The sequence below is a fragment of the Shewanella sp. Shew256 genome (assembly GCF_002196695.1).
In the GTDB taxonomy this organism is placed as follows: domain Bacteria; phylum Pseudomonadota; class Gammaproteobacteria; order Enterobacterales; family Shewanellaceae; genus Shewanella; species Shewanella mangrovisoli.
This window is the reverse complement of the sequence record NZ_NAJR01000012.1, coordinates 53,901-80,601: the sequence shown is the minus strand read 5'-3', so window position 1 is coordinate 80,601 and position 26,701 is coordinate 53,901. Positions and strand designations below refer to the sequence as shown.

Below are 26,701 nucleotides of genomic sequence, written 5' to 3'. Positions count from 1 at the left end.
TTTTATTATCTTGACGATTAAACGGTTAACGCATCGAGGCTTTGTTTCGCTTCGCTGATACCTTTTTGGTTGGCTTCTGGGCCCATGTTCAGCGCTTCGCCATAAACTACTTCCACGTCGGTGATCCCGATAAAGCCGAGGAAAGTTTTTAAGAAAGGTACAATGTGATCCGTTGGACCATCTTTATGGGCGCCACCACGGGTGGTGATCAACACAGCGCGTTTACCTTCTACTAAGCCTTTAGGGCCGTTTTCGGTATAAGTGAAAGTCACACCTGCACGGGCCACAAAATCAATCCAGTTTTTCAGCTGGGTTGGAATGTTGAAGTTGTACATAGGCGCGGTGATCACGATAGTGTCGTTCGCTTTTAACTCTTCAACTAAGGCGTCAGACAAGTCGAGCATCTCTTGCTGACGTGCGGTTAACTCAGCACCGCCACGTAGGCCAGAGGCAATTTCACCATCAACCATTGGCAACACATCTTTACCCGCTAAATCGCGAACTGTGATGGTCGCGCCTTGGTCTTCCCATTTACCGATCAGGTGGTCAACTAACAAGGCAGATTGTGAATAACCGCCAAGAATACTGGATTTTAACACTAGGACTTTAGACATAATCTGCTCCGAAAATTGAAATTCTTGAGAGTCTTTCAACTTGCTCTCGACTCTATGGGCTTAGTTTATTAGCCCATAAAAAAGAAAAAAAGCGGATAAAATTTGAGATTAATTTCGATTTTTTAGAAAGGTTTTACATTTTAGGCACACTGACATACAAGCCATCGAATTGGGCACAGAGTTTTCCGTCACAAAAGAGTTGTACTTCGAGTTTGACTTTGGCTTTGCGCCCCCGTTGCAGCGGGCTTAAATCCGTTTCAGGCCAACGCACTATGACCTCGGGTGCACAGGTCACGGGCGCCATGTAGCGGATATGGGCATCGGCTAACACTATGTCGCCATCCACCTGTTGAAGTTGCTGTTGCAGCCACACCATTCCCCAGCCAGTGAGGGTCATAAGGGTATAAATGCTACCCGCAAACATAGTGTTATGCAGGTTGATATTCGGCGCCAGTGGCGCACTCACGCGCAGCCCCCCTTCGACAAAGGAAACAGGCGCTATCTGCATAAACTCGCTAACGGGAATGGTGCTGTGCCAGGTTTGGCGCAATTGGTTTAATAATTCATCCATGTTCATATTCTTACTGCCGTTGGCACACTGTCTTGGGGTTATACCTGCAAATTGAAGGTCACAGGGCCATCGTTAACTAGCTCGACCTTCATGTCGGCAACAAATTGCCCCGTTTCAGTCGTTACCCCCTGCGCACGGCAAAAGGCGACAAAGTCTTCATACAGACCAAGCGCTTGCTCAGGAGTACCCGCCCCCGAAAAGCTCGGGCGCAGACCACGACCAGTGTCGGCGGCCAAGGTAAACTGCGAAACCACTAAAAGCGAGCCACCCGCCTGAGTCAAGTTGAGGTTCATCTTGCCATTTTCATCGGAAAAAACTCGATAACTCATCACCTTAGTGGCTAATTTTTCCATCTTCTCGCGATTATCTTCCCGCTCAACCCCAAGTAAAACTAACAAGCCCTTATCGATTGCACCTATGGTTTGATTGTCCACCACCACGCTGGCGCGGCTCACTCTTTGAATTAACGCGATCACAACTTTTCCTTTAAATTAAGACTTAACGAGGGGCATCAAGGGGATAGGACGCAGATACTGCTCCACACCTTCGGGTAATGACTGGGCAATTTCCGCTAAACCGCCATCGGTCCACAGCATAAAGCGGCGAAGTTCCTCGATTTCGACCTTATCGGCAAAGGTCACAGTGCCTTGGATTTGGATCACTGCGCCCTGCTCACGTAGCACGAATTTAGCAAAATTGAGCTTGGCATTTAGCTCACCAATCACCGCGGGAAGTTCAGGATTGGCCTGCAACTGCGGATGCACCGCATAAAAACGGTTCATCAGAATACGGTCAATCCCCGCAGCATTCATACTGGGTTCGAGCATAAAATCATTATTGCCAAACTGCACCGCAACCTTATCCGCCCCGACCTTGGTGGCTAAATAGTTGGCATTGAGTAAGGCCTGATACAAGGTATCGGCGGCGACCTCGTTGGTCATACCCGCTAACTGCACCACTTTAGGCGCCACAGGAGCGCGCGCCTCAGTGGACTCGACCACAGAAGATGAGGATTGAGACTCTGGGGTAGGAGATGAGGTGGCCGCGCAGGCAGTTAATCCCAAAACGACGGCAATGATAATGACTAATTTCATGCTAGCTCCTGTCGCTTTATCCAAGTCCACATGGCTTGGATCTCGAGTGTGACGGCAAGTGAGAGTATGTCACTATTCAGCGAATGCCCACCATCGACAATGGTATGAATTTGTATCCTAGGGTTGTCGATTTTTGCCAAAAATGCGGCTAATAAACGTGCCGGACAGACAGCATCCTGCGTGCCTTGTAATAGCAGGGTACGCGCTGTGACTTGCGATGTCACCCGCTGTAATATGCTGAACATATTGAAGTAATCATTTTTTGCATAGTGCAGCTCGATTTGAGCTAAGGCTAGCAAAGGCGCCGCAAGCCGCTTCGGTAGGCCAGTTGGTATACCCGCTAAGGTTAATTCCCATTGGATCCAACGGCAGGCAAATTCATGACGGGTTGCTTCATCTTGGGCGTTAAATCCTAGCTGATAGTGCGTAAATAAATCCGCCAATCCAACAGAAGGTGCAGCAAACTCACGGTAAGCCTGCGGATATAATTGCGCCGCGCCCGAGGGTGCATAGAGCCATTCAATACCCGCCTTGGAGGGAATAAACACCGCCCACAGCACTTGGGCAATCACGCGATGGGGAAATAAACCACTGTAAATTAAGGCTAAGGTGGCGCCAAATGAGCCACCCGCTAAGCACCAACGTTCTATGCCTAAGTGAATGCGAATCGCCTCAATATCGCTGATAAGTCCATTTAAATGATTATGCTCCAACTCGCCAGCAGGCAGTGATTGTCCCGCACCACGTTGATCTAACAGTAAAATCCAGTAGTGCTCAGGGTTAAATAAACTCAGTTCACTGACCGAAGCTCCCGCCCCTGGGCCGCCATGCAAATACAGCAGCGGAATACCCTGCGGATTACCATATTGAGCGAGGTGCAACTGCTGCCCATTGCCCATCATCAACCAATCACGGCGGATAAAAGGGGCAAGCTGATGGGCGTCAGTGATCATAGGCGGGATAAGGCTCGTTAAATATCTTGGTGAATGACAACTTAGCTACGGCTTATCCAGTGTAGACGATTGCGGTGCGTTTGCGGCAAGTTCACCCATCGTATCAACCTCTTGGCTTGATTGGGCATATGGCGTTTCGGGCTCCACGGCGAGTGTATCCTGCGCCGCTAAAGGCTCACCATCGAGATTGGTTTCGTTGATATCGCTACTAGACTCATAGTCCAAATACTCAGGCATGGCCGCGGTAATTTCGGCGCCCAGCAGCACTATCATCCAAGATAAATAGACCCAAACGAACAGAATAGGGATGGTCGCCAATGCGCCGTAAATGGCCTCATAACTAGGGAATTTAGTCACATACAGCGCAAAGCCCTTTTTCCCCAGCTCGAATAGCAAGGCTGCCACGACAGCACCCAATAGTGCGTGCCAAAACTTCACCTTTTGATTCGGCACCACCATATAGAGCAGTAAGAACGCTGCCACCGAAAACAGCATAGGCAAACGTTCGATAAATAGCGGCATAACCCCAGATAAGGTATCGCCCTCAAACAGTTTTAACGACACTACATAGGAGGTCGCGACTAGGCTCGCGCCCACCAGCACTGGGCCTAAGGTAATCACCATCCAATACATGGAAAAGGCCACGACCACAGAACGTTTTTCCTTAGTTCGCCAGATATTATTCAGCGACTTATCTATGGCAGAGATCAGCATAATCGCCACCACCACGAGAGCCGCGATCCCCACGGCCGTGCCCTTAGAGGCATTGCCAACAAATTCATTGATATAGACTTGTACTGTATCGCCCGCCGCGGGCAGAAAATTCTCGTAAACAAAGGCTTCGATTTGACCACGGATCCCCTTAAACACAGGGAAAGCCGACAGCATGGACATAGTCACAGCCACCATAGGCACAAGGGATAACAGAGTGACATAGGCCAAGTGGCCGGCGCGAATATTGATTTGATCTTCCACTAAACGCTGACGTAAATGCAGCAGGAAGCGCCAGATCCCGAGGAATAAGACTTGAATTTGTGCCAGTTCTATCTTCTTAGTCACGGGTTTCTCTTGATTCTGTTGGTATTGACTCGTTATCTTCGTACAATAAACACTTAATTTACAAGTCTAAGGAGTGAATTGATGTCACAACAAGGATCTGCGGGCAACGTTATCGCCGCTATCGCCAGTCTGTTCTTTCCCGGCCTAGGTCAACTGGTACAGGGACGAATTATGGCTGCATTGCTGTTTTTCGTGGTCACTGTGGTTGGCTATGCCCTCTGGTGGTTAGTGGTCCCTGCGGTAATAGGTGCTATCTTTCACCTCTGGAGCATTATCGATGCGGCGCGTTTTAAGGCCGACTAACTTCATCTGACTCAGTGACGGAATACCCAATGAAAAGATTGATCACCTCTAGCCTGATGGCGGCAACGCTATTGCTGACGGGCTGCCAGAGCGCCTATTACGGCGCCATGGAAAAAGTGGGCTACCACAAGCGCGACATTATGGTCGACAGAGTGAAGGCCGCAAAAGAATCCCAAGAGGATGCCCAAAAAGAGTTCAGCTCAGCACTCGAGGAGATGCAAGCCCTGCTCAACCACGATGGTGGCAACCTCGAAAAGGCCTATAACAAGGCCAAAGATGAATACGAGTCAGCCCAAAGTGCCGCCGATGACGTAAGCAATCGCATCAATAAAGTCGAAGATGTCGCCGAGGCGCTCTTCGATGAGTGGCAAGCCGAAATCGGCGAGATCAGTAAAGCCAGCCTGCGCCGCAACAGTGAAACCAAGCTCAAGGAAACCCGCCGTTCCTACGAGCAACTGATGAAAACCATGCGCCGCGCCGAATCTAAAATGCCACCCATCCTCACCGCCATGAAAGACAATATGCTGTATTTAAAACATAACTTGAATGCTCAAGCGATTGGCGCGATTAAAGGGGAATTTGCGAGTTTGCAGACGGATATTTCAGGCCTAATCAAAGAGATGAACAAATCGATCAACGAGTCGACCAAGTTTATCGAGGCCCTCGAAAACTCTAAAGGTTAACGCTCGCCGTCATCTTGCCTTGTCAGCCTCAGAGGCTGGCAAGGTCGATGCCCTCTTAAATCTTCCATTACGCCTGCTGTTTACCGCTTTATTCAACCCGATAAAATCCCCTAATCTCGCTGATTTTTTTTCATTCTCAGTACGCTATTGATACTTTATGGCATACTTGTTAGCTCAACGTTAATCAAGAGAATCTGTATGGGCCGAGCGACATGGATGGGTTTACTCACATTGGGAGCATTGCTGCTCATCTGCGTGACATTCACGACCAAGGCCGCAACGGCAGAGATATCCTGGCAGGATAATACGACCAGTCTCACCGACTTTCCGATGAGCTATTTTGTCGATACCTCGGAGAACATGCCCTTTACTGAAGTCACGCAGCAAACCTTTATCGACTCCAGCAATCGCGTATCCCTTGGCACAGCCGCCATCAAAACCTGGGCAAAAATCCCCTTAGTAAATACCAGCGATAGCCCACAAACCCTGTATCTTCACCATCCCTACGCCTATCACAATCGCCAGGTTGGACTCTATGAAACAGTCGATGGGCAGGAGATACAGCGCCGAATACTCGACCTCGATGACCCTAGCACCTATGGCTGGCTCTATGGCGGTGCGGCAGTATTTGAGGTCACACTCGCGCCACTGCAAAAGAAAACCCTATACGTCGAGAGTGTGTCCTTTTCACATCAATGGTTTTCTATCGATTTATACAACAAGGAACAATCCCAACGGGCATTGCTCGGCAGTTTTACCGATATCGCCGTGATGGTGGGCATGTTGCTAGCGCTGATTATCTACAACCTATTGTTATTTATGTATTCCCGCCAGCGGGACAATCTGTTTTACGCCTGTTACTTAATCTCAGGCGGGATCTGGATTGCCCTCTCCTACGGGCTGGTCGCCGAAGTATTCGCGTTTTACGGCTCAGCCAGCCTGTATTGGCACCTTACGCTGATGACCATGCCCATCTTTTTGATTTTATTTATGATGGATATTTTCGAAACTCGGCAACATTATCGCTTCGAGCATTACGCTCTCGTCTTTGTGCTCGCTCTGTTAGTGGCCGAATTTTGTTACGGCGTGGTGGATATTATTGGTGCGCTGCGCTATTCCAGCAGCTTGGCAGCCTTGATGATGTTAACTACCCTCTCGGTCACAATTTCGCTGGTGATAAAACGACATCCCATCGCGAAATACTTTCTCCTCGGCCATTGTCTTTTCGTCGGCTTTAGTGGTCTTGCGGTGATGTTTTACAAAGGCCGCGCCGAGTTTAGCTATCTCTCAAGCCACGGTGTCGGCGTGGGCATTATGCTAGAGGCGCTAGTGCTTGCACTTATCATCGCCTATCGCATCCGTCTGCTCGAAGAAATTAAAGCGTCGCAGGAAGAACTTAAATATCAAGCGGCTACCGATTCACTCACTCATTTGTTTAATCGCCGTCATTTTCACAAAGAAGCGCAGCGGATCTACATGCAGGCGAGCGTGACACAACAACCCATGGCGGTGATTATCTGTGATATCGACCTGTTCAAACGGGTCAACGACAAATACGGCCACCTGATGGGCGATCAGGTCATTATCGACATTGCCACCACCCTCAAACAGCACGCGCGTAAATGTGACATAGTGGCGCGCTACGGCGGCGAAGAATTTATTATGTTGCTGCATGACGTGTCCCTTACCGAGGCACACCAATGCGCCGAACGCATTCGTAGCGCCGTCGCCGAGTTAAGCTTTATGGCCGAGACGCAAGAAGTGTTTACTGTCACCCTCAGTCTTGGGGTGGCGGCCGTTGATTTTGCCCATCCCCTAGAGCATGCCATCAAGCTGGCGGACGATGCCCTGTATCGCGCTAAACATCAGGGCCGTAACAATGTGCAATCCAGTGAAATCAATCTATTAGAGATACAGGAAGGTATAAACTAACACGGCAAACCAAAGCGAGTGCCATCTCCTACTCTACAAAATCGACTCGGTCTATAAGGTGCTGTGTCGGCTTTGTGAGCTATCACTCGCTTTTACCACGGCATACTGTAAATATCGGATCTACCGCACAATTTCGCTTTAGGCTCAAAAACTTATCTAACGAAAGCCACTCAGATGGAATACGTGTATTCTATTTGCAGTATTAACATGACTTTTATTGAATCTCTTACCCTGATGTTGGCCCTGATGTATATCGCATCCTTAAGTTATTGGAGCGGTAAAAAATGGGGCGCTGTTGCCACCTTACTCTTAAGTGTTGGCGCCGTAGCGATTAGCCTCTACTGGCCTTTGGCGATCGCCCTAGCCATTGCCTTACCGCTGTGCCTGATAGCCAACAAGTTTGCCCCTGAGGAATTAAAGGGTGAGATAAAAATCAACACCCTGCGCGAAGGCTGCCAGCATCTGCTCGCGCTCTCGCTGTTTATCGTCGCTATCCAATACTGCATCAATGCTATCCAGCTTAAACAAGGCATAGTGCCTTGGTTGATGCGCCCCGATGTCGCCGACGCCTTCTTGCCTATCGCGGGCGGAATTGAATTAAAAGCCATTTTGACGCTCAACCTGTGGGACCAAACGCACCCAGCTGCAGCCGTCATGCTCGCCGCCGTGTTACTCACGGGCTTACTCTGCAAACGCGCCTTTTGTGGCTGGGCCTGCCCATTAGGACTCGCTGGCGAATACCTCTACGCCTTGCGCAAGCGCTTTATCAAAGCAGAACTTGCGCCACCCGCATGGTTAGACTGGCCACTGCGTATGCTTAAGTACCTATTACTACTGGCGCTTTTTTACATCGTCATCGGTATGCCTAGCGAGTCGATCCCCTATTATCTACAGGGCAACTACCACAAGATTGCCGATCTTAAGATGGCGCTGTTTTTTGTCACGCCAGGGCTTGTTACCTTAGCCTGCTTCGCTCTTATCCTCGCCCTAGCTGCGTGGCGTCGCCAAGGCTTTTGCCGCTACTTGTGTCCCTATGGCGCCATGCTTGGGATCTTAAGTTTTGCCAGCCCACTCAAGATCCGCCGCGATACTCAGCATTGCCTGATCGAAGCCAAAGGCATGAAGTGCGATAAATGTACCCGCGCCTGCCCAGCCAACATCATAGTGCACACCAAAACTACGGTACGCAGCGACGAATGCCAAGCCTGTATGCGCTGTGTGGCCGCTTGCCCTAAATCGGCGGCGCTCGGTTTTGGCCTTAAATCGGGCCACAGAGTTAGCCATAAGGGATTGTTAGTCTTGTTATTATTGGCACTCTTTGCTCTACCGCTGGGCGCCTATTTAGCCGGGTTCTGGCATAGCCAAACACCGGACAGTATCCGCATGGAGCTTATCCAAGTGATTGACCGCGTGGGCCATTAGTTCTCTGATTTGTTGGTAAGTAGACATAAAAAAAGGTGCAGCCCAAGCTGCACCTTTTATGTTCACGCTAAGCTTAAACGCTAGAGATTAGGCAAGGTCGAACCTATCGGCATTCATCACCTTAGTCCAAGCTGCCACAAAGTCATGCACAAACTTTTCTTTGGCATCATCCTGCGCATACACCTCGGCATAGGAGCGCAAAATCGAGTTAGAGCCAAACACCAGATCGACGCGGGTCGCGGTCCACTTCACTGCGCCAGTTTTACGCTCGACTATCTCATAAAGATTGCTGCCCGCAGGCTTCCAGTTGTAGGTCATGTCGGTGAGATTCACAAAGAAATCATTAGTTAACACACCCACTTTGTCGGTAAACACACCGTGCCGCGTGCCGCCATAGTTAGTGCCTAACACCCGCATCCCCCCAATCAGCACCGTCATCTCATGGGCGGTTAACCCCATCAATTGAGTGCGATCGAGCATCATCTCCTCGGGCTGAACCACATAATCCTTTTTCTGCCAGTTACGATACGCATCGTGCAAGGGCTCAAGCACGGCAAAGGATTCCACATCTGTCATTTCCTGCGTCGCATCGCCACGACCGGGGATAAAGGGCACTGTGATTTTGACTCCCGCAGCGTGGGCGGCCTTTTCAATCGCTGCGGCGCCGCCCAGTACGATTAAGTCGGCAATGCTGACTTTTTTGCTTAGGCTTGCCTGCAATTCGGTTAATACTTTAAGCACCTTTTGCAGCCGCTCGGGTTCGTTGGCCTGCCAATCCTTTTGCGGTGCTAAGCGGATCCGCGCGCCATTGGCGCCACCACGGAAATCCGAGCCACGGAAGGTGCGGGCACTGTCCCACGCAGTAGCAACCAGTTCAGATACACTGAGCCCCGAGGCTAATAATTTCGCCTTCAGCTCGACAATCTCACTGGCATCTAAGCGATAATCCACGCTTGGGATCGGGTCTTGCCAAAGCAAATCCTCATTCGGCACTTCTGGCCCCAAGTAGCGACTCTTAGGCCCGAGATCGCGGTGAGTTAACTTAAACCAAGCGCGGGCAAATACCTCGGAGAAATAGGCGGGGTCTTGATAAAACTTCTCGGAGATTTTGCGATACTCAGGATCCATCTTCATCGCCATATCCGCATCCGTCATGATGGGATTAAACTTGCGATTCGGATCCCCTACAGAAACGACTTTATCTTCCTCTTTGATATTAATCGGTTCCCACTGTGAGGCGCCCGCTGGACTTTTTTTCAATTCCCAATCGTAATTTAACAGTAGGTGAAAATAACCGTTATCCCACTGGGTGGGGTGAGTTGTCCAAGCGCCTTCGAGGCCACTGGTCACGGCATTCGCGCCTGTGCCCGGGCCTTTTTTATTGAGCCAGCCCAAACCTTGGGCCTCAAGTTCTTCGCCCTCAGGCTCGGGGCCAAGATCCTGCGCCTTACCATTACCATGGCATTTACCCACGGTGTGGCCGCCGGCGGTTAAGGCCACGGTTTCCTCATCATTCATCGCCATTCGCGCAAAGGTGACACGCACATCTTGGGCGGTACGCAGGGGATCGGGTTTGCCATCGACCCCTTCAGGATTCACATAGATCAGCCCCATCATCACGGCAGCCAAAGGGTTTTCAAGGTCACGTTCGCCAGAATAACGGCTGTTGGGATTTTCCGTCGGCGCTAGCCATTGTTTTTCAGAGCCCCAATAAATGTCCTTCTCTGGGTGCCAGATATCCTCTCGGCCACCGGCGAATCCATAGGTTTTTAAACCCATAGACTCGTAGGCCACATTGCCCGCGAGGATCATTAAATCCGCCCATGAGAGTTTGTTGCCGTATTTTTTCTTAATCGGCCAGAGTAGACGACGGGCTTTGTCGAGGTTGGCGTTATCAGGCCAGCTATTGAGTGGTGCAAAGCGTTGATTGCCCGTTCCCGCGCCGCCACGGCCATCGGCAACTCTATAGGTCCCGGCTGAGTGCCATGCCATACGGATCATCAGGCCGCCATAGTGTCCCCAATCGGCGGGCCACCAATCTTGGCTGTCGGTCATTAAAGCATTGAGGTCGCGCTTCACCGCGGCGAGATCTAAGCTGTTGAAGGCATCGCGATAGTTAAACTTAGGATCCATAGGATCCGTCTTCTTATCGTGCTGGTGCAAAATATCGAGATTAAGTGCCTTAGGCCACCAGTCCATATTGTTGCTGGCGACCGCTGAATTCGCCCCATGCATCACGGGGCATTTACCTTGGGAACTTTGCGTCTTGTCCATTGAATATTCCTTTACTTAGCTTGCACTAACGGGAGTAGCGCGCCCTAAAACTCTTGCTAGACACACTACGGTCGAAACGAGAGCCTTCACAGTTTGCCAAGGCTTGTTGGCAATCTTGTGACAGCAAAAAAGACAAATTTGGTAACAAAGACAATGCCATCACTAGGGATTGACCTAACCATTAACCCTAGGCTAGATTCAACAAAACACAATCGAAATCGGTCAAAAGTCGCTATTTTGTGAACCAGTTCAGGATTAAAAATTAGCCAATTGAGGATAACAAAAATAGCAACAATGAACAAAAAAGCCGCTAAACGAGTTAGCGGCTTAATTTGATTGAGCGCTTTGAACGATTAGTTGAGCGTCTCCAACTCGCCGTTACGCCAAGGTTCAATCACAACCTTAATATGTGGATTCGGTTGCATTAATTGCTTGAATGCCCCCGATACCCCATCCATCCCCACTTTACCCGTGAGCAGCTTACGCCAAGGAATGGTGCCCTGGGCTAATTCCGCTAAACAGGCAGCGAATTCATCAGGCTGATAGTAGTAAGAGAAACGCATATCCAGCTCTTTCACTGTGGCATAGGCGTAGTTGATATTCGCTTCTGCGGTGTGAATACCTGTTACCACTATGGTGGCTTTAGCTGGCGCACGCTTCACAAAGCCTTCAATCAACTTGTGGATGCCCACGCATTCGAAAATCACCACACGATGACCCGCAGCAACTTCGGCGGCATAGGCGACTTCGTCCTGCTCACCTGGGTTTACTATATGAGTCGCACCAAATTCACGGGCTAATTGCAGTTTTTCGCCCTGTAGGTCGGCCGCAATAATGTTGCGTACTCCGCGTAGATGCAGTGCAGAAATGGCAGCTAAACCAATTGGGCCACAACCCACCACTAATGCCGTGTCTTCTGCGCCGACGTTCCCCCGATTTACGGCATGTAACCCTACGGCTAAGGGTTCGGTTAGCGCCACGGCTTCTGGTGGTAAATGGTCAGGCACAGGGATTAACAGCGCCTCATCGAGAATAAAGTACTCTGAATAGGCCCCATTAACACCGGGAGTCACCCCCACACCCGCACCATTTTGGCTCATCAGGATAGGTACTGAAGTTACGCGAGTGCCGACTGCTAATGTTTGTTGCGTTTGCGGACCGAATTCTACCACTTCAGCGCAGAACTCATGGCCAAGCATCACAGGTACATGGTCATCTACGCCTTCTGGCATAACGCCAAGCTTGCGGTAGAAGCTAAACACTTCACTGTAGTGGCGAGTAATGTGGATATCTGAACCACAGATACCACAGGCAAGGCTACGAACTAAAACCTGGCCAGCCTGTGGTTTAGGTAAATCGACTTGCTGCAGGGTGACTTCGCCGTCCTGCATCACGATTGCCTTCATGGTTTGGGCATTCATCATGCTCATAGCCAAATCCTTATTCTGCGTCGCTCATACGCGCTTGAGCACCTGGTTTGATGTAACGAGCAGTAAAGCCTTGCGCTTTAGCCGCAGCAACAACAGCTTGCTCAATCCAACCAGCGTCCATCATGAACATGAAGTTACCATTTTCATCGAAGTTCACGTTACAACCCGTGATCACCATAAAGCCATCAGCGCCTTCCGAATCTTCTGGGCAGTGGAAAGTATGAATAGAACCGCCTGGCTCATACAGGTAGCTACCAGCAGTTTGCGGTTGATCTGGATATTCAACGTAGTTCCAACGACCTGATAGAGTGTAGAAGTGAACCACGCCTGTATGGAAGTGTTTTGGTAGAGTAATACCTGGCTTGAACTTAGCACGGATCACCCAAGTACCGTTTTCTGGATCTAAGAACAATGGATAAACATCAACGCCCGGCAGTGCATCTTTGATGATCTGCTCCTCGTTGGTATTGAGGGTTAATAAAAAGTCTTGATGATTAATCACTTCTGGTAGAGCCATGTTTGCATTCCTCATTGTTGTTATTGTGTTGTTGGGTCGAGCGACCACTACCCCAGCAGTGGATATTTAAAGTTTTCAAAGCCGTCGGAGGCGTTCACTGTGCAGCCATTGATGCAGTTGGCCTCGTCACTAACGAGAAACGCCACCACATCGGCAATCTCATTCGGTTGGGTAAATTCTTGACGCATTTGCTCTTTACGAATGTGTTCCCACAACCCGAGCGCCTCGTACTGACGAAGCATAGGTGTGTCGACACGGCCCGGCGCCACGGCGCAAACCCGCACGCCAAGGGGAGCCAGTTCCAGCGCAGCGCATTTGGTCATCATGTCTACGGCGGCTTTACTGACGTTGTAGGTGAAGGTCATTTCTGAGGCGATCTGCGCGTAAACCGACGAAGTATTTAAAATCACGCCCCGAGAGCCTTGGGCTTGGAATTGACGGCCACCAGCGAGGATGCCGTGGTACACGCCTTTTTGGTTTACATTGGTGACAGGTTCAAAATCATTAATAGGATCATGCTGTAACAGCGGCTTAGCCAAGCCTATGCCGGCATTATTGATCAGAATATCGAGCTGACCGAACTGGTCAGCCGCATGCTTGACCATGGCTTCAACTTGCTTGTAGTCGGTCACATCGACGCTAAAAGTCACCAACTTATCGGCGGGAAAATCGTTAAATACTTTGAGCGCATCGGCCGACAGATCGGCGGCAACAACGCGAGCCCCTTCGGCGAGTAGTTTACGGATGATGGCTTGCCCTATGCCCCCAGCAGCCCCCGTCACCACAGCGGTTTTATTCAGTAAACGCATAGCTGTCCTCTTTTTATATTTATCAATTTCATTATTAAGACGTTGTTAATTTAGATGGTTAATTGCACATCTTCTTGACTTATTACGAGCCAAATTTGATATATTGCGAGTCTTATAACAAAGTGAACTAAGCGTCCCATGTACCTAGTCAGAAGTGGTGCCGTCGCTCAATTCGAGCAACTGGTCCTAGAATTGGGGGAAAACCCCATAGAAATGATCCATCAGGCTGGATTGCGTCAGGCCCAGTTTCGCGATCCCAACACCTATATCGCTTATCCGCGGCTAGCCGAATTATTGGAAATTGCCGCGCAGCGCTGTCAGCAGCCCTTGTTTGGGTTAATGTTGGCCCAGCGACAGACTTTGCATGTATTGGGTGATTTACCTATGCTGGTTTCCCGCGCGGCCACTGTGGCCGATGCGCTGGCCCGCGTGAATGACTATCTGTATCTGCACGCCTCAGGCGTATCATTACAACTGCAATCTCAGGGTGAGATTGTCCGCCTTGCACTATCGATGAATGTTCACAGCCCTAGGGGCATAGAACAACTGATGCAAATGAGCGTGGCGCAGCTGGCGATGTTTGTCTCGAGCCTGCTGAATATCAATATCAGCAACATTCCTTTGTATTTATGCCAGAACAAACCCAGCGAACTGGAATCTCAGCGCCTTACCCACTCGGTACGTTTTCGCGAGCCCTTTAATGGCGTAGTGCTTAAAAGCTCACAACTCTTGGGGCGTAACTATCACGATGAAGAGGCGCTTAACCGCCATCTCCAGTCGCACCTGCAATATTTACAGAGCCGCTACCCCGACAACCTTGCCGACCAAGCACGGGACTTAATCCATCGGCTGCTGCCCACGGGAGAATGCTGCATCGAACGGGTATCGACGGCGCTGGGTTTACACGAACGCACCCTACAAACGAGGCTGCAAGAGACGGGGCAAAGCTATCGACAATTACTACAGGATGTTCGGCAAAATATCGCCCAACAGCAACTCAGCTACGGCACGCAAACCATCACCGAACTCGCACTGCAACTCGGTTATGCCGAAGTCGCCGTGTTTAGTCGCCACTTTAAAACTTGGACAGGGTTTTCCCCTAAGCAATGGCAACAGCAGTATCGGAAGGGGAAAATTGAGGATTGAAGGCTGATAAAAAAGCCCCGCTAAGTTGCCTTAGCGGGGCTTTATTCACTCTGTGGCAGTCACTTTACGCAACTACACAACCACCATTAGCCGCGGCTAGCGCGCTTACGGTCGTTTTCAGTTAAGTGTTTCTTGCGAACACGGATGCTCTTAGGTGTTACTTCAACTAATTCGTCATCATCGATAAACTCAAGTGCTTGCTCAAGAGTTAAAGTGATTGGCGTAGTCAGTACTTGAGCTTCGTCAGTACCAGAAGCACGCATGTTAGTCAGCTGCTTACCTTTCAGACAGTTAACTGTCAGGTCGTTAGAACGTGAGTGGATACCCACAACTTGACCTTCGTAAACTTCGGCAGCGTGGCCGATAAACAGACGACCGCGGTCCTGCAGACCGAACAGTGCGAATGTTAGCGCCTTACCAGTCGCGTTAGAGATCAATACGCCGTTAGCGCGTTGACCGATATCGCCACCTTTGTGCGGACCGTAGTGATCGAATGAGTGGTAAATCAGACCAGTACCAGAAGTTGCCGTTAAGAACTCAGTTTGGAAACCGATTAAGCCACGGCTTGGGATGATAAAGTCAACGCGCACGCGGCCTTTACCGTCAAGCTGCATGTCTTTCATCTCAGCCTTACGTACACCCAGCTTCTCGATGACAGTACCTTGATGCTCTTCTTCAACGTCAACGGTCAGAGTTTCGTATGGCTCACACAGTTCGCCATCGATGGTTTTTAAGATTACTTCTGGACGAGAAACCGCTAATTCGTAACCTTCACGACGCATGTTTTCGATCAGGATAGATAAGTGTAATTCACCACGGCCAGATACCGCGAAACGGTCTGGGCTGTCGGTTTCTTCAACACGCAGTGCCACGTTGTGCACTAATTCTTGTTGCAGACGCTCAAGAATGTTACGTGAAGTCACGTACTTACCTTCTTTACCTGCGAAAGGTGAAGTGTTGACTTGGAAAGTCATGGTCAGTGTTGGTTCGTCAACTGACAGTGGTGGCAGCGCTTCAACATTACCTGCGGCACACACAGTGTCAGAAATCTTCAGCTCACCTAAACCGGTAATAGCTACGATGTCGCCAGCGTTTGCTACGTCAACTTCGGTACGCTCTAAGCCCATGTAACCTAATACTTGGCCCATTTTACCGTTACGAGTCTTACCATCGGCGCCGATCACGGTCACTTGTTGGTTAGTCTTGATGCTACCACGCTTGATGCGGCCAACACCGATAACACCCACGTATGAGTTGTAATCGAGCTGAGAAATTTGCATCTGGAATGGACCTTCAGCGTCAGCTGCAGGTGAAGATACTTTTTCAACGATAGTTTGGAACAGTGGCGTCATATCAGTGCCAACTTCATCCGGATCTAAGGTTGCGAAGCCGTTTAACGCAGAAGCGTAAACCACTGGGAAATCTAATTGTTCGTCGGTCGCACCTAAGTTATCGAACAGGTCGAATACTTGGTCGATAACCCAATCAGGGCGAGCACCAGGACGGTCAATCTTGTTGATAACAACTATTGGCTTTAAGCCTTGGGCGAACGCTTTCTTGGTTACGAAGCGAGTCTGTGGCATTGGACCGTCAACGGCGTCAACCAGCAGTAATACTGAGTCCACCATAGACAGTACGCGCTCAACCTCACCACCGAAGTCGGCGTGGCCTGGGGTGTCTACGATGTTAATGCGGTAGTCGTTCCACTTGATGGCAGTATTCTTTGCCAGAATCGTGATCCCACGTTCCTTTTCAAGATCGTTGGAGTCCATCACCCGCTCAGTAGCTTCTCCCCGGGTTGCAAGGGTTCCTGATTGCGACAGCAGCTTGTCAACCAGGGTCGTTTTGCCATGGTCAACGTGCGCAATAATGGCGATGTTACGTAAATTCTCTAGCACGGATAAACCTCTTACCATCAAACAAAAATAGGGATATTTCAATATTCGTTATAGCAATCTACGTTGAGTCGCCATAAAAAAGCGTGACATTCTACTCCAGAGCGGCCTCGCCGCACAGGATTATTTTTGAACACTTATAAAACAATTTTTTGAGCACAGTGCTCAAAAGCCACTCTCTTGCCTGAGTCAAATAGCCTAAATGCACCGTTAATGCGCAGGCGATTCGCCAGTTTATCTTGTCATCGACCAAGCTAAGCAGCTGAATTCACTGTTTTTCACTCAGTACTACTTTTGCCGCTCGGCCCAAAGCCGCCATAAGTATAGTCAATCCACGTCATCAAGCCGTGACACGCCAGAATGAGCAGCGAAATAAGCCCGGCTGGCGCCATTTAGCGATTTCAGCGGATAACTTTGGCCTCAGTTTCAACAAACTCTATTCCCCATTGCGAACAACGATTTTAATGAGTTGATAATTAAGCATTATTCAATATATCTACCCATAACTGTCCCGCGAAAAACAGCTTAGGTTGCCACAGTTTTGTGACATTATTGCGTGCGATTGAAATAGTGAGCTTGCACGGTTATCTCGCCTCACTAATGTGCTAGATTCATTGTGCTTTGTTTGGTTTCGAATCTTGTCAAAAGCCAGAATTGAGATATCAACCTGGCTTGCCTATGAGTTTAATGGGCCGACGAGTTCGGGATAAATGGGCGTGGCGAGATTGCACTCAAATACCGTGCACTAAAATGGTGTTGTGACGGCGCGCACCAAAATGGATTAATGCACCAAAATGCCACATGCAAACGCACCAACATAGTGCAACACTGAGTAAATTGTTGTGCACCAAAATATATAGCCTTTGATTATCAACATCTTAAATTGTTGGCATAGATATCGCTATATAGCTTGTAAGTTTGGCTCAAGCGCGACTTGAGTTAAAAGATTATAGAAGGGACATCCCTTTACCCTACCGGAGACTTGAGAATGTCAGTTGAATCAGTTTTAAAGCAACTTGAAGAATTAGAAGTTAAGTTTGTTGATTTACGTTTTACCGACACCAAAGGTAAAGAGCAGCACGTATCTATCCCTGCTCATCAGGTAGACGCTGATTTCTTCGAAGACGGCAAAATGTTTGACGGTTCGTCAATCGCTGGCTGGAAAGGCATTAACGAATCAGACATGGTGCTGATGCCTGACCCAACCACGTTTGTATTAGACCCATTCACCGAAGAAACCACTGCACTGATCCGCTGTGACATTCTCGAGCCAGGCACTATGACTGGTTATGACCGCGACCCACGTTCTATCGCGAAAAAAGCGGAAGAATACTTACGCTCTACCGGTATCGCTGACACTGTATTAGTTGGACCAGAACCAGAATTCTTCCTGTTCGACGACGTACGTTTCGGTACTGACATGTCTGGTTGTTTCGTGAAAATCGACGCTAAAGAAGCGGCATGGAACTCTGGCACTAGCTACGAAGGTGGTAACACTGGTCACCGTCCATTCGTGAAAGGCGGTTACTTCCCAGTAGCTCCTGTTGACTCATCACAAGACTTACGTAGCGCTATGTGTTTAGTGCTCGAAGAAATGGGTCAAGTCGTTGAAGCTCACCACCATGAAGTGGCGACTGCGGGTCAAAACGAAATCGCAACTCGCTTCAACACTCTGACTAAGAAAGCGGACGAAATCCAAATTCTGAAGTACGTAGTACACAACATGGCTCACGCCTACGGTAAGACTGCGACTTTCATGCCTAAGCCAATCGTTGGCGACAACGGTAGCGGTATGCACGTTCACCAATCTCTGTCTAAAGACGGTGTGAACCTGTTCGCAGGCGACAAATACGCTGGTTTAAGTGAAACTGCACTGTACTACATCGGTGGTATCATCAAGCACGCTCGCGCGCTGAACGCTTTCACTAACCCAAGCACTAACTCTTACAAGCGTTTAGTGCCACACTTCGAAGCGCCAGTGATGTTAGCTTACTCAGCACGTAACCGCAGCGCTTCAATCCGTATTCCAGTTGTACCAAGCCCTAAAGGCCGTCGTATCGAAACTCGCTTCCCAGATCCACATGCAAACCCATACTTAGGTTTCGCGGCACTGCTGATGGCGGGTATCGATGGTATCCAAAACAAGATCCATCCAGGCGAAGCTATGGATAAAGACTTGTACGATCTGCCAGCGGAAGAAGCGGCTGAAATCCCACAAGTAGCGACTTCATTAGAAAACGCGCTTGAGAACCTGCAAGCTGACCACGAGTTCTTAACTCGCGGCGGTGTATTCAGCGAAGATTTCATCCAATCTTACATTGCACTGAAATCTGCAGAAGCTGAGCGTGTAAGCCGTACAACTCACCCACTAGAGTTCGAGATGTACTACAGCCTGTAATGGCTAACGGCATCGATTAGCTGCACAACATCTAATAGCCCCGACAGTCTTCTGTCGGGGCTTTTTTTGTCTCTAATCTTCTGCGGATTTTATGCCTACCCGACATAGCTCAGCCCACCATCAACACACATAAACCCTAACCTCTCGCTGTTATTTGTCCATTTGTTGTCATTGAGTGATTTACAACAAGTAAAAAAGTAAAGGCTTTGTAAATTCAATTAAGAACGATTCTCGATTACAACTATAATAATGCGTCTTTTTTGGAGCCAAACACGGAATACTCTCCATTCATATTCAGTTAGCGCATTGAATTAAAACCATTAAAAACGCTTTCTGGGTCGCGAGAAAATGTCACCACAGTGCTGTCCTTTTGGCTTCTCATGTACCTGTTGTTTTTGATGGAGAATGCTATGCCTAAGTCTATGGGGCCGATAAGCCTAGTCGCCGCCGCTGTTATCTGCCAACTGGGGCTTGTTAATGTGGCGACAGCCACTGAAAATGAGATGGAGCGCATGGTGGTCTCCGCCACCCGCTCACCGACCCAAATCAGCGATCTCTCCAGCACTGTGTGGATCATTGATGAAGCCAGTATTCGCGAGCAAACCGATAGCGGCAAAGGGATTAAGGAAATGCTCGCCGCCTTAGTGCCATCGATGGATGTGTCCAGCCAAGGGCGCACCAACTTTGGCCAGAATATTCGCGGCCGCGCCATGGTGGTATTAATCGATGGCGTGTCGATGAACACCTCACGCAGCATCAGCCGTCAACTCGACAGTATAGATCCATTCAATATTGCCCGCATCGAGGTGCTGGCTGGCGCGTCGGCTATCTATGGCGGTGGCGCACTGGGCGGTGCCATTAATATTGTCACCAAAAAAGCGGCTGACAGCAGTGATACCTTCGAAGCCGAAGCGGGATTCAAGTCCGGCTTTAATAGCAGTGATGATTTAGATTACCGCACAGCGCTGGCGGTGACCGGGGGCAACGATTCGCTTAAGGGGCGCTTTAGTGCCGCTTGGCAGGAAAACGGCCAATGGTTTGATGGCAGTAGCAACCCTGTGATGCTGGACATTACCCAAACCGGCATGCAGTACACCCAAGGTTATGATTTAATGGCGAATATGGATTGGCAGCTTGCCAATGACGCCAACCTCAGCGCCATGGCGCAATACTATCGGAATGGTTCAGACGAAGAACATGGCCTGTATATGGGTGAGAACTTCTTCGGTGTCACTGGCGATGCCTCAGTGCTGGAAACCCGTAAAGGATTGGACGCTGACCGCAGCCCCGCCACCGAGCGTACTTTACTGAATCTGTTCTACTCCCAAGATGAGTTTCTGGGTCAAACCCTGTATTTACAAGGCTTTTATCGCAAAGAGAATCTGGATTTTCACCCGTTCCCCTATGTCAATGAAACCAGTGGCGTCTACAACTTCTCAGCATCGGCCCAAAACACCAGCATCTATGGTTTGAAAGCGGTCGTAGAATCCAAACCCATCGATAGCCTCACTCTCACTTGGGGACTGGATTGGGATAAAGAAAGTTTTGATTCGAGCCAAATGAGCTTCGACCTTGATGCCGCTAACCAACACGGCGGCTTAGTGATGCGCGAGCTGTTCACTACCGGTCGTTATGTCGACTTTACGGTCGAATCCATTGCGGCATTTATCCAAAGCAGTTGGGAGATGAATAGCTTTTTGGTGCTAAACGCTGGCTATCGTTATCAACATATGGAAAACAGTGTTGATGATTTTATCGGTTATAACCAACAGGTGGCGATTGCCTCTGGCAAGGCCAAGGGAGCCGATGCCATTAAAGGCGGCAGCACCGACTATAACATAGGCTTAGTCAACCTTGGCTTGGTGGCCAAGTTGAGCCAAGACCAACAACTCTGGCTTGCCTATTCCCAAGGCTTTGAACTGCCAGACCTGTCGAAATACTATGGCCGCGGCACCTACAAGGCCGATGCAGATGGTTACTTACAGCTGCAAAATAGCATCAATATCAATGATACCCGTCTTGATGGGATCAAGACCGACTCCATGGAGCTGGGATGGCGTTATCTTGCAGACCGTTGGCAGGCGCAAGCCAGCGTCTACTATGCCGTGTCTGACAAGGTCATTGAGGTCAACAGCAAAGATCTGACCATCAATGTCAAAGACCAAGATAAGCGCAGCTATGGCCTTGAGGCACAGCTGAACTTTGATATCACCTCAGATTGGCAAGTCGGCACCAACCTGCATTTGGTGCGCAGTGAAGTGAAGGATGAGAATGATTGGATCGATGAAACCGTCACTTACGCCTCACCCTCTAAAGCCACTGCCTTTATTGGCTGGCGCGGCGAGACACAGAAGATCCGTTTACAGGCAGAGCACAGTTTTAGCGCCGAGTCCGACTATCGCTTCAAAACCAATGATGGCCTAACGAGTGAGCTTGATAGCTACACGACGCTGGATTTACTGGGCTCTATCGATTTACCCGTCGGTACCCTGAGCTACGGTATCGAAAACCTGCTCGATAAAGACTACAGCACCCTGTGGGGCCAAAGAGCTGTGTACTTCTACAGCCCAACCTACGGCCCTGAGTCTATGTTCGACTACCATGGCCGTGGCCGCACCTTTGCCCTCAATTATCAACTGAGTTGGTGATAACAGGCTAGAAGGCATCAATCACTTGTGTCAGCCTTCCGCTAAGGCGGTTGAGCAATAACAAATGCGACAAACAAAAAACGGTCCTCAAGTGGACCGTTTTTTTGCTGATACATGCAGGAGCAAGCTGATTATCTGCAACGACCAAGGCGTGAACCCGTGGTAGTGATTTTGTCGCAATCTTTTTTGGTGACTTTCTTCTCGGCGCTGCTTGCCACCGTCGAATCGGTATCTGTGTCATTTACCGAGGAGCAGCCACTCAAACCTAATACGGCAACGGGCAGCAGTATCGCAATCCATTTTTTTAGCATTTCATTCATCCCTGATTAAATAGTAATTTTGGCCTTGGGTATTAGCATACAACCCAGAGTGGTTAAGCTAATCAATAAACGAGCGTGGCACAACGCTACAAACGAGCCTAACTAGGTAAATACACCTTTTTACTGACGTGCACTCGCCGTGTGGCTAATACGCCTAAACAGAAGCTATCGCGTTAACAAAAGCCGCATCGTCCGAAATCAGATGAAGAAGAGACTTAAGCACGCTGGTTACCCGTTAGCCCAAAGCCATGTCCTAACCCAAGTCCAAGCCAAAAAACAGTTTATTTCCAATCCCTTCTTGCACTTATTTACATGACTCGCTAGCTTGAACATGTCCATGCTGCATGATTGTTCCCCTTTCATTTGGGCGCTCCTAATGACACACCAAAATAATGATAAAAATAACAATAGGCGCTTAGCTATGTGGCAAAAACTTAAACCCTATCAAGACTCTATTGTGCTACTCAGCGCATTATTACTCGGCGGCATGATCGGCATCTATTGGCCATCCTTGGCACTCAAGCTCAAGCCCCTAGGGCAAATCTTTCTGAATCTATTGTTTATGATTATCGTGCCCTTGGTGGCGATCAGCGTGACCTCATCAATAGCCCGCATGACGGACTTAAAAAAGCTCGGGGCGATTTTAGCGTCGATTATGGGCGTCTCGATTCTGATGGCGATTATTCCCGCCGTCGGCATCACCTTACTAGCATTGATGTTTGATCCAGCCCAAGGCGTGACCCTCGATCTTAATCAAACCGTTAGCGATACCTCGGGGAAGATGGATTTTGTGGCGCTGCTGACCACTAATGACTTTTCTGGATTACTCTCCAAATCCAATATCTTGGCGCTTATCATCATGTCGGTGATTGCCGGAATCGCCATAGGTCAATCGGGGGAAGATGGCCGTAAAGTCTCGGCACTGCTCGACAGTTTTAATACCGTGATCATGAAGATTGTCAGCATCATTATGCTGGCAGCCCCCGTCGGCCTTGGCGCTTACTTTGCCTCCACCATGGCGAGTCAAGATCCGCAGCTTGTGGTGACCTTTGCCCGCGCCGTGGGATTATTTTTAGTGGCCTGTTTTATCTACCTTACCGTCGGCTCCACCTTTTATGCCTGGCTTGGTGGCGGCATGCACGGGATTAGACAATTTTGGCGCCACGCCCTAGAACCCGCAGTGACCGCATTAGGTACTACCTCCTCCCTCGCGACCCTGCCCGTTACCTTAAGGGCGGCGCTGAAGATGGGGATAAAACCCGAAATCGCCGATATCAGCCTGCCGCTGCTGGTGAATTTAAATAAGGGCGGCGCATCCATTATCACCGCCTTGAAGATTGTATTTATTTACTCTCTGCTCGGTTTAGATTTTACGGTCGATGTGTTTATGGTGACCATACTCATCTCCGTCCTGTCCGCCTTCATCATTGGCGGCGTGCCGGGCGGCGCTTTTCTCGGGGAGATTTTTATCGTCACTACCTTAGGGTTACCGATGGAAACCATCCCCATTCTAGTGGTGATAGGCGCCATTACCGACGCGCCGTCCACCGTGATAAACGTCGTCCACGATCTGAATGCCAGCCAGATAGTTGAACGCCTCAATCGCAAACGGATTGAGTCATAACAGGGCAATTGCCGAATAATTGCCAACGAAACTCATCTGATTAGAATGCCAACCCATTGAAACAGAGCACATTTGTGCCGAGTAAAATCGCTATGCTGCCACAGTACCTACACGCTTAGTTGCTCAAGCGAGTCGGTCATATGTAAGCAATACGGTTTTTCATACATAAACAATGGAGTGGTTATGCGTTGGTTGGTTTGGTTAGTTGTGTGTGGGTCTCTCACAGGATGCGCAGCAGTAACGTCGAGAATGGGGGCAGATTCAACTTGGGGTCACTCTTTTTCGAGTGTGCAAACGGCTGTCGATAATGGCGAGGAGTGTGTAGTGATATCCGCGATATCTGCTCCGCCTCTACTGCTGTTTACTATCCCACTGACACTGGTGGATATGGGCGGCTCACTGGTAGTTGATGCCGTGATGCTACCCGCTGATTTGGCGATCACCCCAAGCAATCCTGAGCTTCGCACTCCGCGGTCTATGTTCTGTCGCTATAACTACAGCATTTAAGCGCATCCGCCACCCATAAATTACCTTAGCCTCAACCAGTGAGACTAAGGGTTGATGTTATATCGGCATTGGGGTAACTAGGTCGACTTAGCGCACCCCATTCATAGCCGCTTCGAGCAAGCCCTGTTCAATCCGTTAACGATGGGCTCTTATTACCTCCAGCAATTTCGCGATATCGGCCTCATCGTTATAGATATGCGGCGATACGCGTATTCCTAAACTGCGGGCATCGACACTGATATTCGCCTCCGCCAACGCCGCCATGATGGGTGCTTGGCGCTCGCCAAATTGTAGGATCAAGGTGCCACTGCGTTTATCTGCTTCCCGCGGCGAGACCAACTCAGGCTCTAATGTCTGTACAACAGCCTCCATCAACTGCAAGTTATGTTCACGCATCGCCAGTGAACCAATATTGGCAAAATATTGAATGCTGTGAGCAGCAATGGCATAGGGCGCGATAGAAGGCGTACCGCCCCAAAACCGCAGCGCAGTTGGGTGATAGCGGAAATCATGGATATCAAACTCGAAGGGGTTTTCATGGCTAAACCAACCCACATCCTGCGGCTGACACTGGGGCAAAATCGCCGGATTGACCCACAGATACGCAGCGCCGGGGCCAGAGCATAACCATTTCACACTCGAGCCAATCATAAAGTCCGGCTGTAGCTTGGCTAAATCCAGCGGCAAAATCCCAGCCGATTGCGCCACATCCACTAGGCTCAAGCAGCCACGCTCACGGGCAAGGGGAATTATCTGCGCCAATGGCGCCTGCTGACCCGTATTGGAATAGGCATGGCTAACAAAGACTAAATCGACATCGGCACAGATATGCGCGTCCCATACATTGGGGTCGGTGACATCTAAGCCCTTGGGAATAAAACGCAGTTCACAGCTTGCGGGCAATGCCTTTTTAAGGACAAACCCCATGCTGGGAAAATCAATCTCGCTCATCAGCACCACGGCGCTATCGCGATTTAACCTATCCAGTGACATCACCAACTTGGTCAAGGCGCTCGATAGATTCACCTGCGGGCAAAAGTCCTGCGGCTGACCATTGAATAGGCTTGCCAGCGCCGCGGTAAAGTTATCGATGACGCCCAACCATTGACCCCATGGTTCGCGGCCAGACTCTTGCCAAGGTGCAAAAAACGCCTGCTTAAATGCCTGTTCGGTCGATTTGATTGGTCGTCCCACCGAATGGTTAAGTAGATAGCCTGGGCCTGCGAGGCAAAAGTCCTGTTTTACATTTAGCAGCATGGCCTTACCTTAAACTGTCTTTGAGTTTTTTCAGATCGTAATAACGGGTGCGAATATCGTTACGCAATACCGCGGCGCGTCTGTCCCTTAAGCGCTCGAGGGAGCCGAGCAGTACATGCAATGGTGGACCACTGGCGGTGACCTTGGCTAAATGTTGCTGCTCCATATTCACCGAAGGCTCGGCAATGTATTTAGTCACCAATTCATTGTGGTGTTGAATGGCGGTTTCGCCATGTAATTCACAAACTTCAATAAACAGCTTGAGGTTTTCCTGATACCAATCCTGCTGCACGCAGGCCTTTGACTGTAAAAAATCATCCATCAAATTCGGGCGACGCATGCATTCCCGTAAGATTTGTTGATCCTCGGGCATCATGTATAAAAACTTATCCACCAGCATTTGCGAATAAGCCGATTCGTTAGCAAAACAAAGACCTAGGGTTAAATCGATGACGTTAATCCCTGCAAAGTCGCCAGCATTGGCGCCGCGATATACCACAGAGCCAACCCGATAGGGTTTGTAATAGGGACGCACGCAATAGAAGAAGCGGTCGGTATCTAAACGTTTGAATAATTGCTGATTTGATTCAATGACGTCCTGCAATGCCTGCTTGGCGACCCGCAGTAAATCGTGGCTAATCGGATGAGAGATCCCCAAGGGCTGAATTTTTAGTAAGGCATCGCTAGCACGCTTATAGGCCAAGATGCCCTTAGTGTTGTAATCCACAAACAGCTTTTCGTCGGGCAGATCGGTAAAGCGTTTGTAGATACCATTGTGGGCGCGGTTATGGGTGGTCAAATGAGCAGTAGCGAAGCGTGGCGTCACGCCGATGGAGGCGCCGATATGCATAGCCAGCGCCGAAGCTTCTACCAGTGGCGAAGTGGTTTCCCGTGTCGGTTCGGTAATTTCATGGCGACGACAGGCGGCCATATAAAGGCCGACATTCCCCAACAGGTCGAAGGCACTGTCGAAGCCTTCATCGGTATTGCCTTCATCGAGCAGCGCCTTAATCAGCTCGCGCCCTTCGCTTTCTAGTGTTTGCTTAAGCTCGGTGCCGATATCTTGCACATTGGCACGGTCGCTCTGCTGGTAATAAAGCTGTTCGAGCTGGGAGTTGAGTTCCACAAAGCGACTGCGGATCCACTCATCGAAGGCTTCGGTGTTATAGGTGGCAGGTTTCACTTGGACATCCTTGGAAATTGTTATGGTTATTTTTACCGGAGCAAGTACTGATAGACGCGTTT

23 protein-coding genes are annotated in these 26,701 nt (G+C 49.5%); 9 read left to right on the top strand and 14 right to left on the bottom strand.

The features are described from left to right. Positions 1-17: 17 nt before the first annotated feature. The 6 genes from azoR to B5P39_RS18575 form a co-directional block, all read right to left on the bottom strand. A complete protein-coding gene (gene azoR, locus B5P39_RS18600; protein WP_088212590.1) occupies positions 18-614 on the bottom strand; it encodes an FMN-dependent NADH-azoreductase in 597 nt (198 codons plus the stop codon). A 133-nt stretch (positions 615-747) separates the two neighbouring features. After that, positions 748-1,185 (bottom strand): thioesterase domain-containing protein, encoded by a 438-nt coding sequence (locus tag B5P39_RS18595; RefSeq protein WP_088212589.1) that lies wholly within the window; start codon positions 1,183-1,185, stop codon positions 748-750. Between the two features lie 38 nt (positions 1,186-1,223). Next, the gene (dtd, locus tag B5P39_RS18590; RefSeq protein ID WP_088212588.1) at positions 1,224-1,661 is read right to left on the bottom strand and encodes a D-aminoacyl-tRNA deacylase; all 438 of its coding nucleotides are present in this window, start codon (positions 1,659-1,661) and stop codon (positions 1,224-1,226) included. Positions 1,662-1,676: 15 nt separating this feature from the next. Next, complete coding sequence (locus tag B5P39_RS18585) at positions 1,677-2,279, bottom strand: hypothetical protein (RefSeq protein WP_088212587.1); 603 nt, start codon at positions 2,277-2,279, stop codon at positions 1,677-1,679. Further along, on the bottom strand, positions 2,276-3,232 hold the full coding sequence (locus B5P39_RS18580; RefSeq protein WP_088212586.1) for an alpha/beta fold hydrolase: 957 nt from the start codon (positions 3,230-3,232) through the stop codon (positions 2,276-2,278). The genes B5P39_RS18585 and B5P39_RS18580 overlap by 4 nt, the downstream gene beginning before the upstream one ends. Positions 3,233-3,277: 45 nt before the next feature. Further along, positions 3,278-4,291: a virulence factor BrkB family protein gene (locus B5P39_RS18575; protein WP_088212585.1), complete on the bottom strand. Its 1,014-nt coding sequence runs from the start codon at positions 4,289-4,291 to the stop codon at positions 3,278-3,280. 81 nt (positions 4,292-4,372) lie between these two features. Here B5P39_RS18575 and B5P39_RS18570 point away from each other — a divergent pair, with 81 nt between their 5' ends. The 4 genes from B5P39_RS18570 (at position 4,373) to B5P39_RS18555 (ending at position 8,631) form a co-directional block, all read left to right on the top strand. Continuing rightward, on the top strand, positions 4,373-4,594 hold the full coding sequence (locus tag B5P39_RS18570) for a hypothetical protein (protein WP_088212584.1): 222 nt from the start codon (positions 4,373-4,375) through the stop codon (positions 4,592-4,594). Positions 4,595-4,623: 29 nt separating this feature from the next. Next, a complete protein-coding gene (locus B5P39_RS18565; RefSeq protein ID WP_088212583.1) occupies positions 4,624-5,277 on the top strand; it encodes a DUF2959 domain-containing protein in 654 nt (217 codons plus the stop codon). Positions 5,278-5,475: 198 nt separating this feature from the next. Beyond that, positions 5,476-7,209 (top strand): GGDEF domain-containing protein, encoded by a 1,734-nt coding sequence (locus tag B5P39_RS18560; protein ID WP_088212582.1) that lies wholly within the window; start codon positions 5,476-5,478, stop codon positions 7,207-7,209. A gap of 207 nt (positions 7,210-7,416) precedes the next feature. After that, on the top strand, positions 7,417-8,631 hold the full coding sequence (locus B5P39_RS18555) for a 4Fe-4S binding protein (protein WP_088212581.1): 1,215 nt from the start codon (positions 7,417-7,419) through the stop codon (positions 8,629-8,631). Positions 8,632-8,718: 87 nt separating this feature from the next. On the opposite strand, the gene katG is transcribed toward B5P39_RS18555, so the two are convergent. From katG to B5P39_RS18535, 4 genes are all read right to left on the bottom strand, one after another. Then, a complete protein-coding gene (gene katG / locus B5P39_RS18550; protein WP_088212580.1) occupies positions 8,719-10,905 on the bottom strand; it encodes a catalase/peroxidase HPI in 2,187 nt (728 codons plus the stop codon). Positions 10,906-11,258: 353 nt separating this feature from the next. After that, a complete protein-coding gene (locus B5P39_RS18545; RefSeq protein ID WP_088212579.1) occupies positions 11,259-12,335 on the bottom strand; it encodes a zinc-binding dehydrogenase in 1,077 nt (358 codons plus the stop codon). Positions 12,336-12,345: 10 nt separating this feature from the next. Continuing rightward, entirely contained in the window at positions 12,346-12,852 is a 507-nt protein-coding gene (locus B5P39_RS18540; protein WP_088212578.1) for a 2,4'-dihydroxyacetophenone dioxygenase family protein, read from the bottom strand. Between the two features lie 47 nt (positions 12,853-12,899). Continuing rightward, complete coding sequence (locus B5P39_RS18535; RefSeq protein ID WP_011715537.1) at positions 12,900-13,661, bottom strand: SDR family NAD(P)-dependent oxidoreductase; 762 nt, start codon at positions 13,659-13,661, stop codon at positions 12,900-12,902. Positions 13,662-13,799: 138 nt separating this feature from the next. Here B5P39_RS18535 and B5P39_RS18530 point away from each other — a divergent pair, with 138 nt between their 5' ends. After that, complete coding sequence (locus tag B5P39_RS18530; RefSeq protein ID WP_088212577.1) at positions 13,800-14,807, top strand: AraC family transcriptional regulator; 1,008 nt, start codon at positions 13,800-13,802, stop codon at positions 14,805-14,807. An 86-nt stretch (positions 14,808-14,893) separates the two neighbouring features. On the opposite strand, the gene typA is transcribed toward B5P39_RS18530, so the two are convergent. Further along, entirely contained in the window at positions 14,894-16,705 is a 1,812-nt protein-coding gene (typA, locus tag B5P39_RS18525) for a translational GTPase TypA (protein ID WP_011715535.1), read from the bottom strand. A 985-nt stretch (positions 16,706-17,690) separates the two neighbouring features. On the opposite strand from typA, the gene glnA reads away from it, so the two are divergent. Together glnA and B5P39_RS18515 are read left to right on the top strand one after the other, a co-directional pair. After that, the gene (gene glnA, locus B5P39_RS18520) at positions 17,691-19,100 is read left to right on the top strand and encodes a glutamate--ammonia ligase (protein WP_011715534.1); all 1,410 of its coding nucleotides are present in this window, start codon (positions 17,691-17,693) and stop codon (positions 19,098-19,100) included. Between the two features lie 410 nt (positions 19,101-19,510). Continuing rightward, a complete protein-coding gene (locus B5P39_RS18515) occupies positions 19,511-21,748 on the top strand; it encodes a TonB-dependent receptor (protein WP_088212576.1) in 2,238 nt (745 codons plus the stop codon). 131 nt (positions 21,749-21,879) lie between these two features. Here B5P39_RS18515 and B5P39_RS24720 read toward each other — a convergent pair whose 3' ends face one another. Next, a complete protein-coding gene (locus B5P39_RS24720) occupies positions 21,880-22,059 on the bottom strand; it encodes a hypothetical protein (RefSeq protein ID WP_176400002.1) in 180 nt (59 codons plus the stop codon). Positions 22,060-22,489: 430 nt separating this feature from the next. Between B5P39_RS24720 and B5P39_RS18505 the strand changes: the two genes are divergently transcribed. After that, entirely contained in the window at positions 22,490-23,692 is a 1,203-nt protein-coding gene (locus tag B5P39_RS18505) for a dicarboxylate/amino acid:cation symporter (RefSeq protein ID WP_088212633.1), read from the top strand. Positions 23,693-23,875: 183 nt separating this feature from the next. Beyond that, complete coding sequence (locus B5P39_RS18500; protein ID WP_088212575.1) at positions 23,876-24,199, top strand: YceK/YidQ family lipoprotein; 324 nt, start codon at positions 23,876-23,878, stop codon at positions 24,197-24,199. Positions 24,200-24,334: 135 nt separating this feature from the next. Here B5P39_RS18500 and B5P39_RS18495 read toward each other — a convergent pair whose 3' ends face one another. Both B5P39_RS18495 and B5P39_RS18490 read right to left on the bottom strand, forming a co-directional pair. Then, the gene (locus B5P39_RS18495; RefSeq protein WP_088212574.1) at positions 24,335-25,456 is read right to left on the bottom strand and encodes an aminotransferase class V-fold PLP-dependent enzyme; all 1,122 of its coding nucleotides are present in this window, start codon (positions 25,454-25,456) and stop codon (positions 24,335-24,337) included. Positions 25,457-25,460: 4 nt separating this feature from the next. Then, a complete protein-coding gene (locus B5P39_RS18490) occupies positions 25,461-26,639 on the bottom strand; it encodes a PrnB family protein (protein ID WP_088212573.1) in 1,179 nt (392 codons plus the stop codon). Positions 26,640-26,701 lie beyond the last annotated feature (62 nt).

What these genes read in the sequence shown, in the direction of transcription:
- B5P39_RS18565 (WP_088212583.1), top strand. Translation starts at nt 4,624, where the DNA reads ATGAAAAGATTGATCACCTCTAGCCTGATGGCGGCAACGCTATTGCTG.
- B5P39_RS18595 (WP_088212589.1), bottom strand. Translation starts at nt 1,185, where the DNA reads ATGGATGAATTATTAAACCAATTGCGCCAAACCTGGCACAGCACCATT.
- B5P39_RS18500 (WP_088212575.1), top strand. Translation starts at nt 23,876, where the DNA reads ATGCGTTGGTTGGTTTGGTTAGTTGTGTGTGGGTCTCTCACAGGATGC.
- B5P39_RS18505 (WP_088212633.1), top strand. Translation starts at nt 22,490, where the DNA reads ATGTGGCAAAAACTTAAACCCTATCAAGACTCTATTGTGCTACTCAGC.
- B5P39_RS18580 (WP_088212586.1), bottom strand. Translation starts at nt 3,232, where the DNA reads ATGATCACTGACGCCCATCAGCTTGCCCCTTTTATCCGCCGTGATTGG.
- glnA (WP_011715534.1), top strand. Translation starts at nt 17,691, where the DNA reads ATGTCAGTTGAATCAGTTTTAAAGCAACTTGAAGAATTAGAAGTTAAG.
- B5P39_RS24720 (WP_176400002.1), bottom strand. Translation starts at nt 22,059, where the DNA reads ATGCTAAAAAAATGGATTGCGATACTGCTGCCCGTTGCCGTATTAGGT.
- azoR (WP_088212590.1), bottom strand. Translation starts at nt 614, where the DNA reads ATGTCTAAAGTCCTAGTGTTAAAATCCAGTATTCTTGGCGGTTATTCA.
- B5P39_RS18570 (WP_088212584.1), top strand. Translation starts at nt 4,373, where the DNA reads ATGTCACAACAAGGATCTGCGGGCAACGTTATCGCCGCTATCGCCAGT.
- B5P39_RS18585 (WP_088212587.1), bottom strand. Translation starts at nt 2,279, where the DNA reads ATGAAATTAGTCATTATCATTGCCGTCGTTTTGGGATTAACTGCCTGC.
- B5P39_RS18555 (WP_088212581.1), top strand. Translation starts at nt 7,417, where the DNA reads ATGACTTTTATTGAATCTCTTACCCTGATGTTGGCCCTGATGTATATC.
- B5P39_RS18545 (WP_088212579.1), bottom strand. Translation starts at nt 12,335, where the DNA reads ATGAGCATGATGAATGCCCAAACCATGAAGGCAATCGTGATGCAGGAC.
- B5P39_RS18540 (WP_088212578.1), bottom strand. Translation starts at nt 12,852, where the DNA reads ATGGCTCTACCAGAAGTGATTAATCATCAAGACTTTTTATTAACCCTC.
- B5P39_RS18560 (WP_088212582.1), top strand. Translation starts at nt 5,476, where the DNA reads ATGGGCCGAGCGACATGGATGGGTTTACTCACATTGGGAGCATTGCTG.
- B5P39_RS18535 (WP_011715537.1), bottom strand. Translation starts at nt 13,661, where the DNA reads ATGCGTTTACTGAATAAAACCGCTGTGGTGACGGGGGCTGCTGGGGGC.
- katG (WP_088212580.1), bottom strand. Translation starts at nt 10,905, where the DNA reads ATGGACAAGACGCAAAGTTCCCAAGGTAAATGCCCCGTGATGCATGGG.
- B5P39_RS18530 (WP_088212577.1), top strand. Translation starts at nt 13,800, where the DNA reads ATGTACCTAGTCAGAAGTGGTGCCGTCGCTCAATTCGAGCAACTGGTC.
- B5P39_RS18515 (WP_088212576.1), top strand. Translation starts at nt 19,511, where the DNA reads ATGCCTAAGTCTATGGGGCCGATAAGCCTAGTCGCCGCCGCTGTTATC.
- B5P39_RS18495 (WP_088212574.1), bottom strand. Translation starts at nt 25,456, where the DNA reads ATGCTGCTAAATGTAAAACAGGACTTTTGCCTCGCAGGCCCAGGCTAT.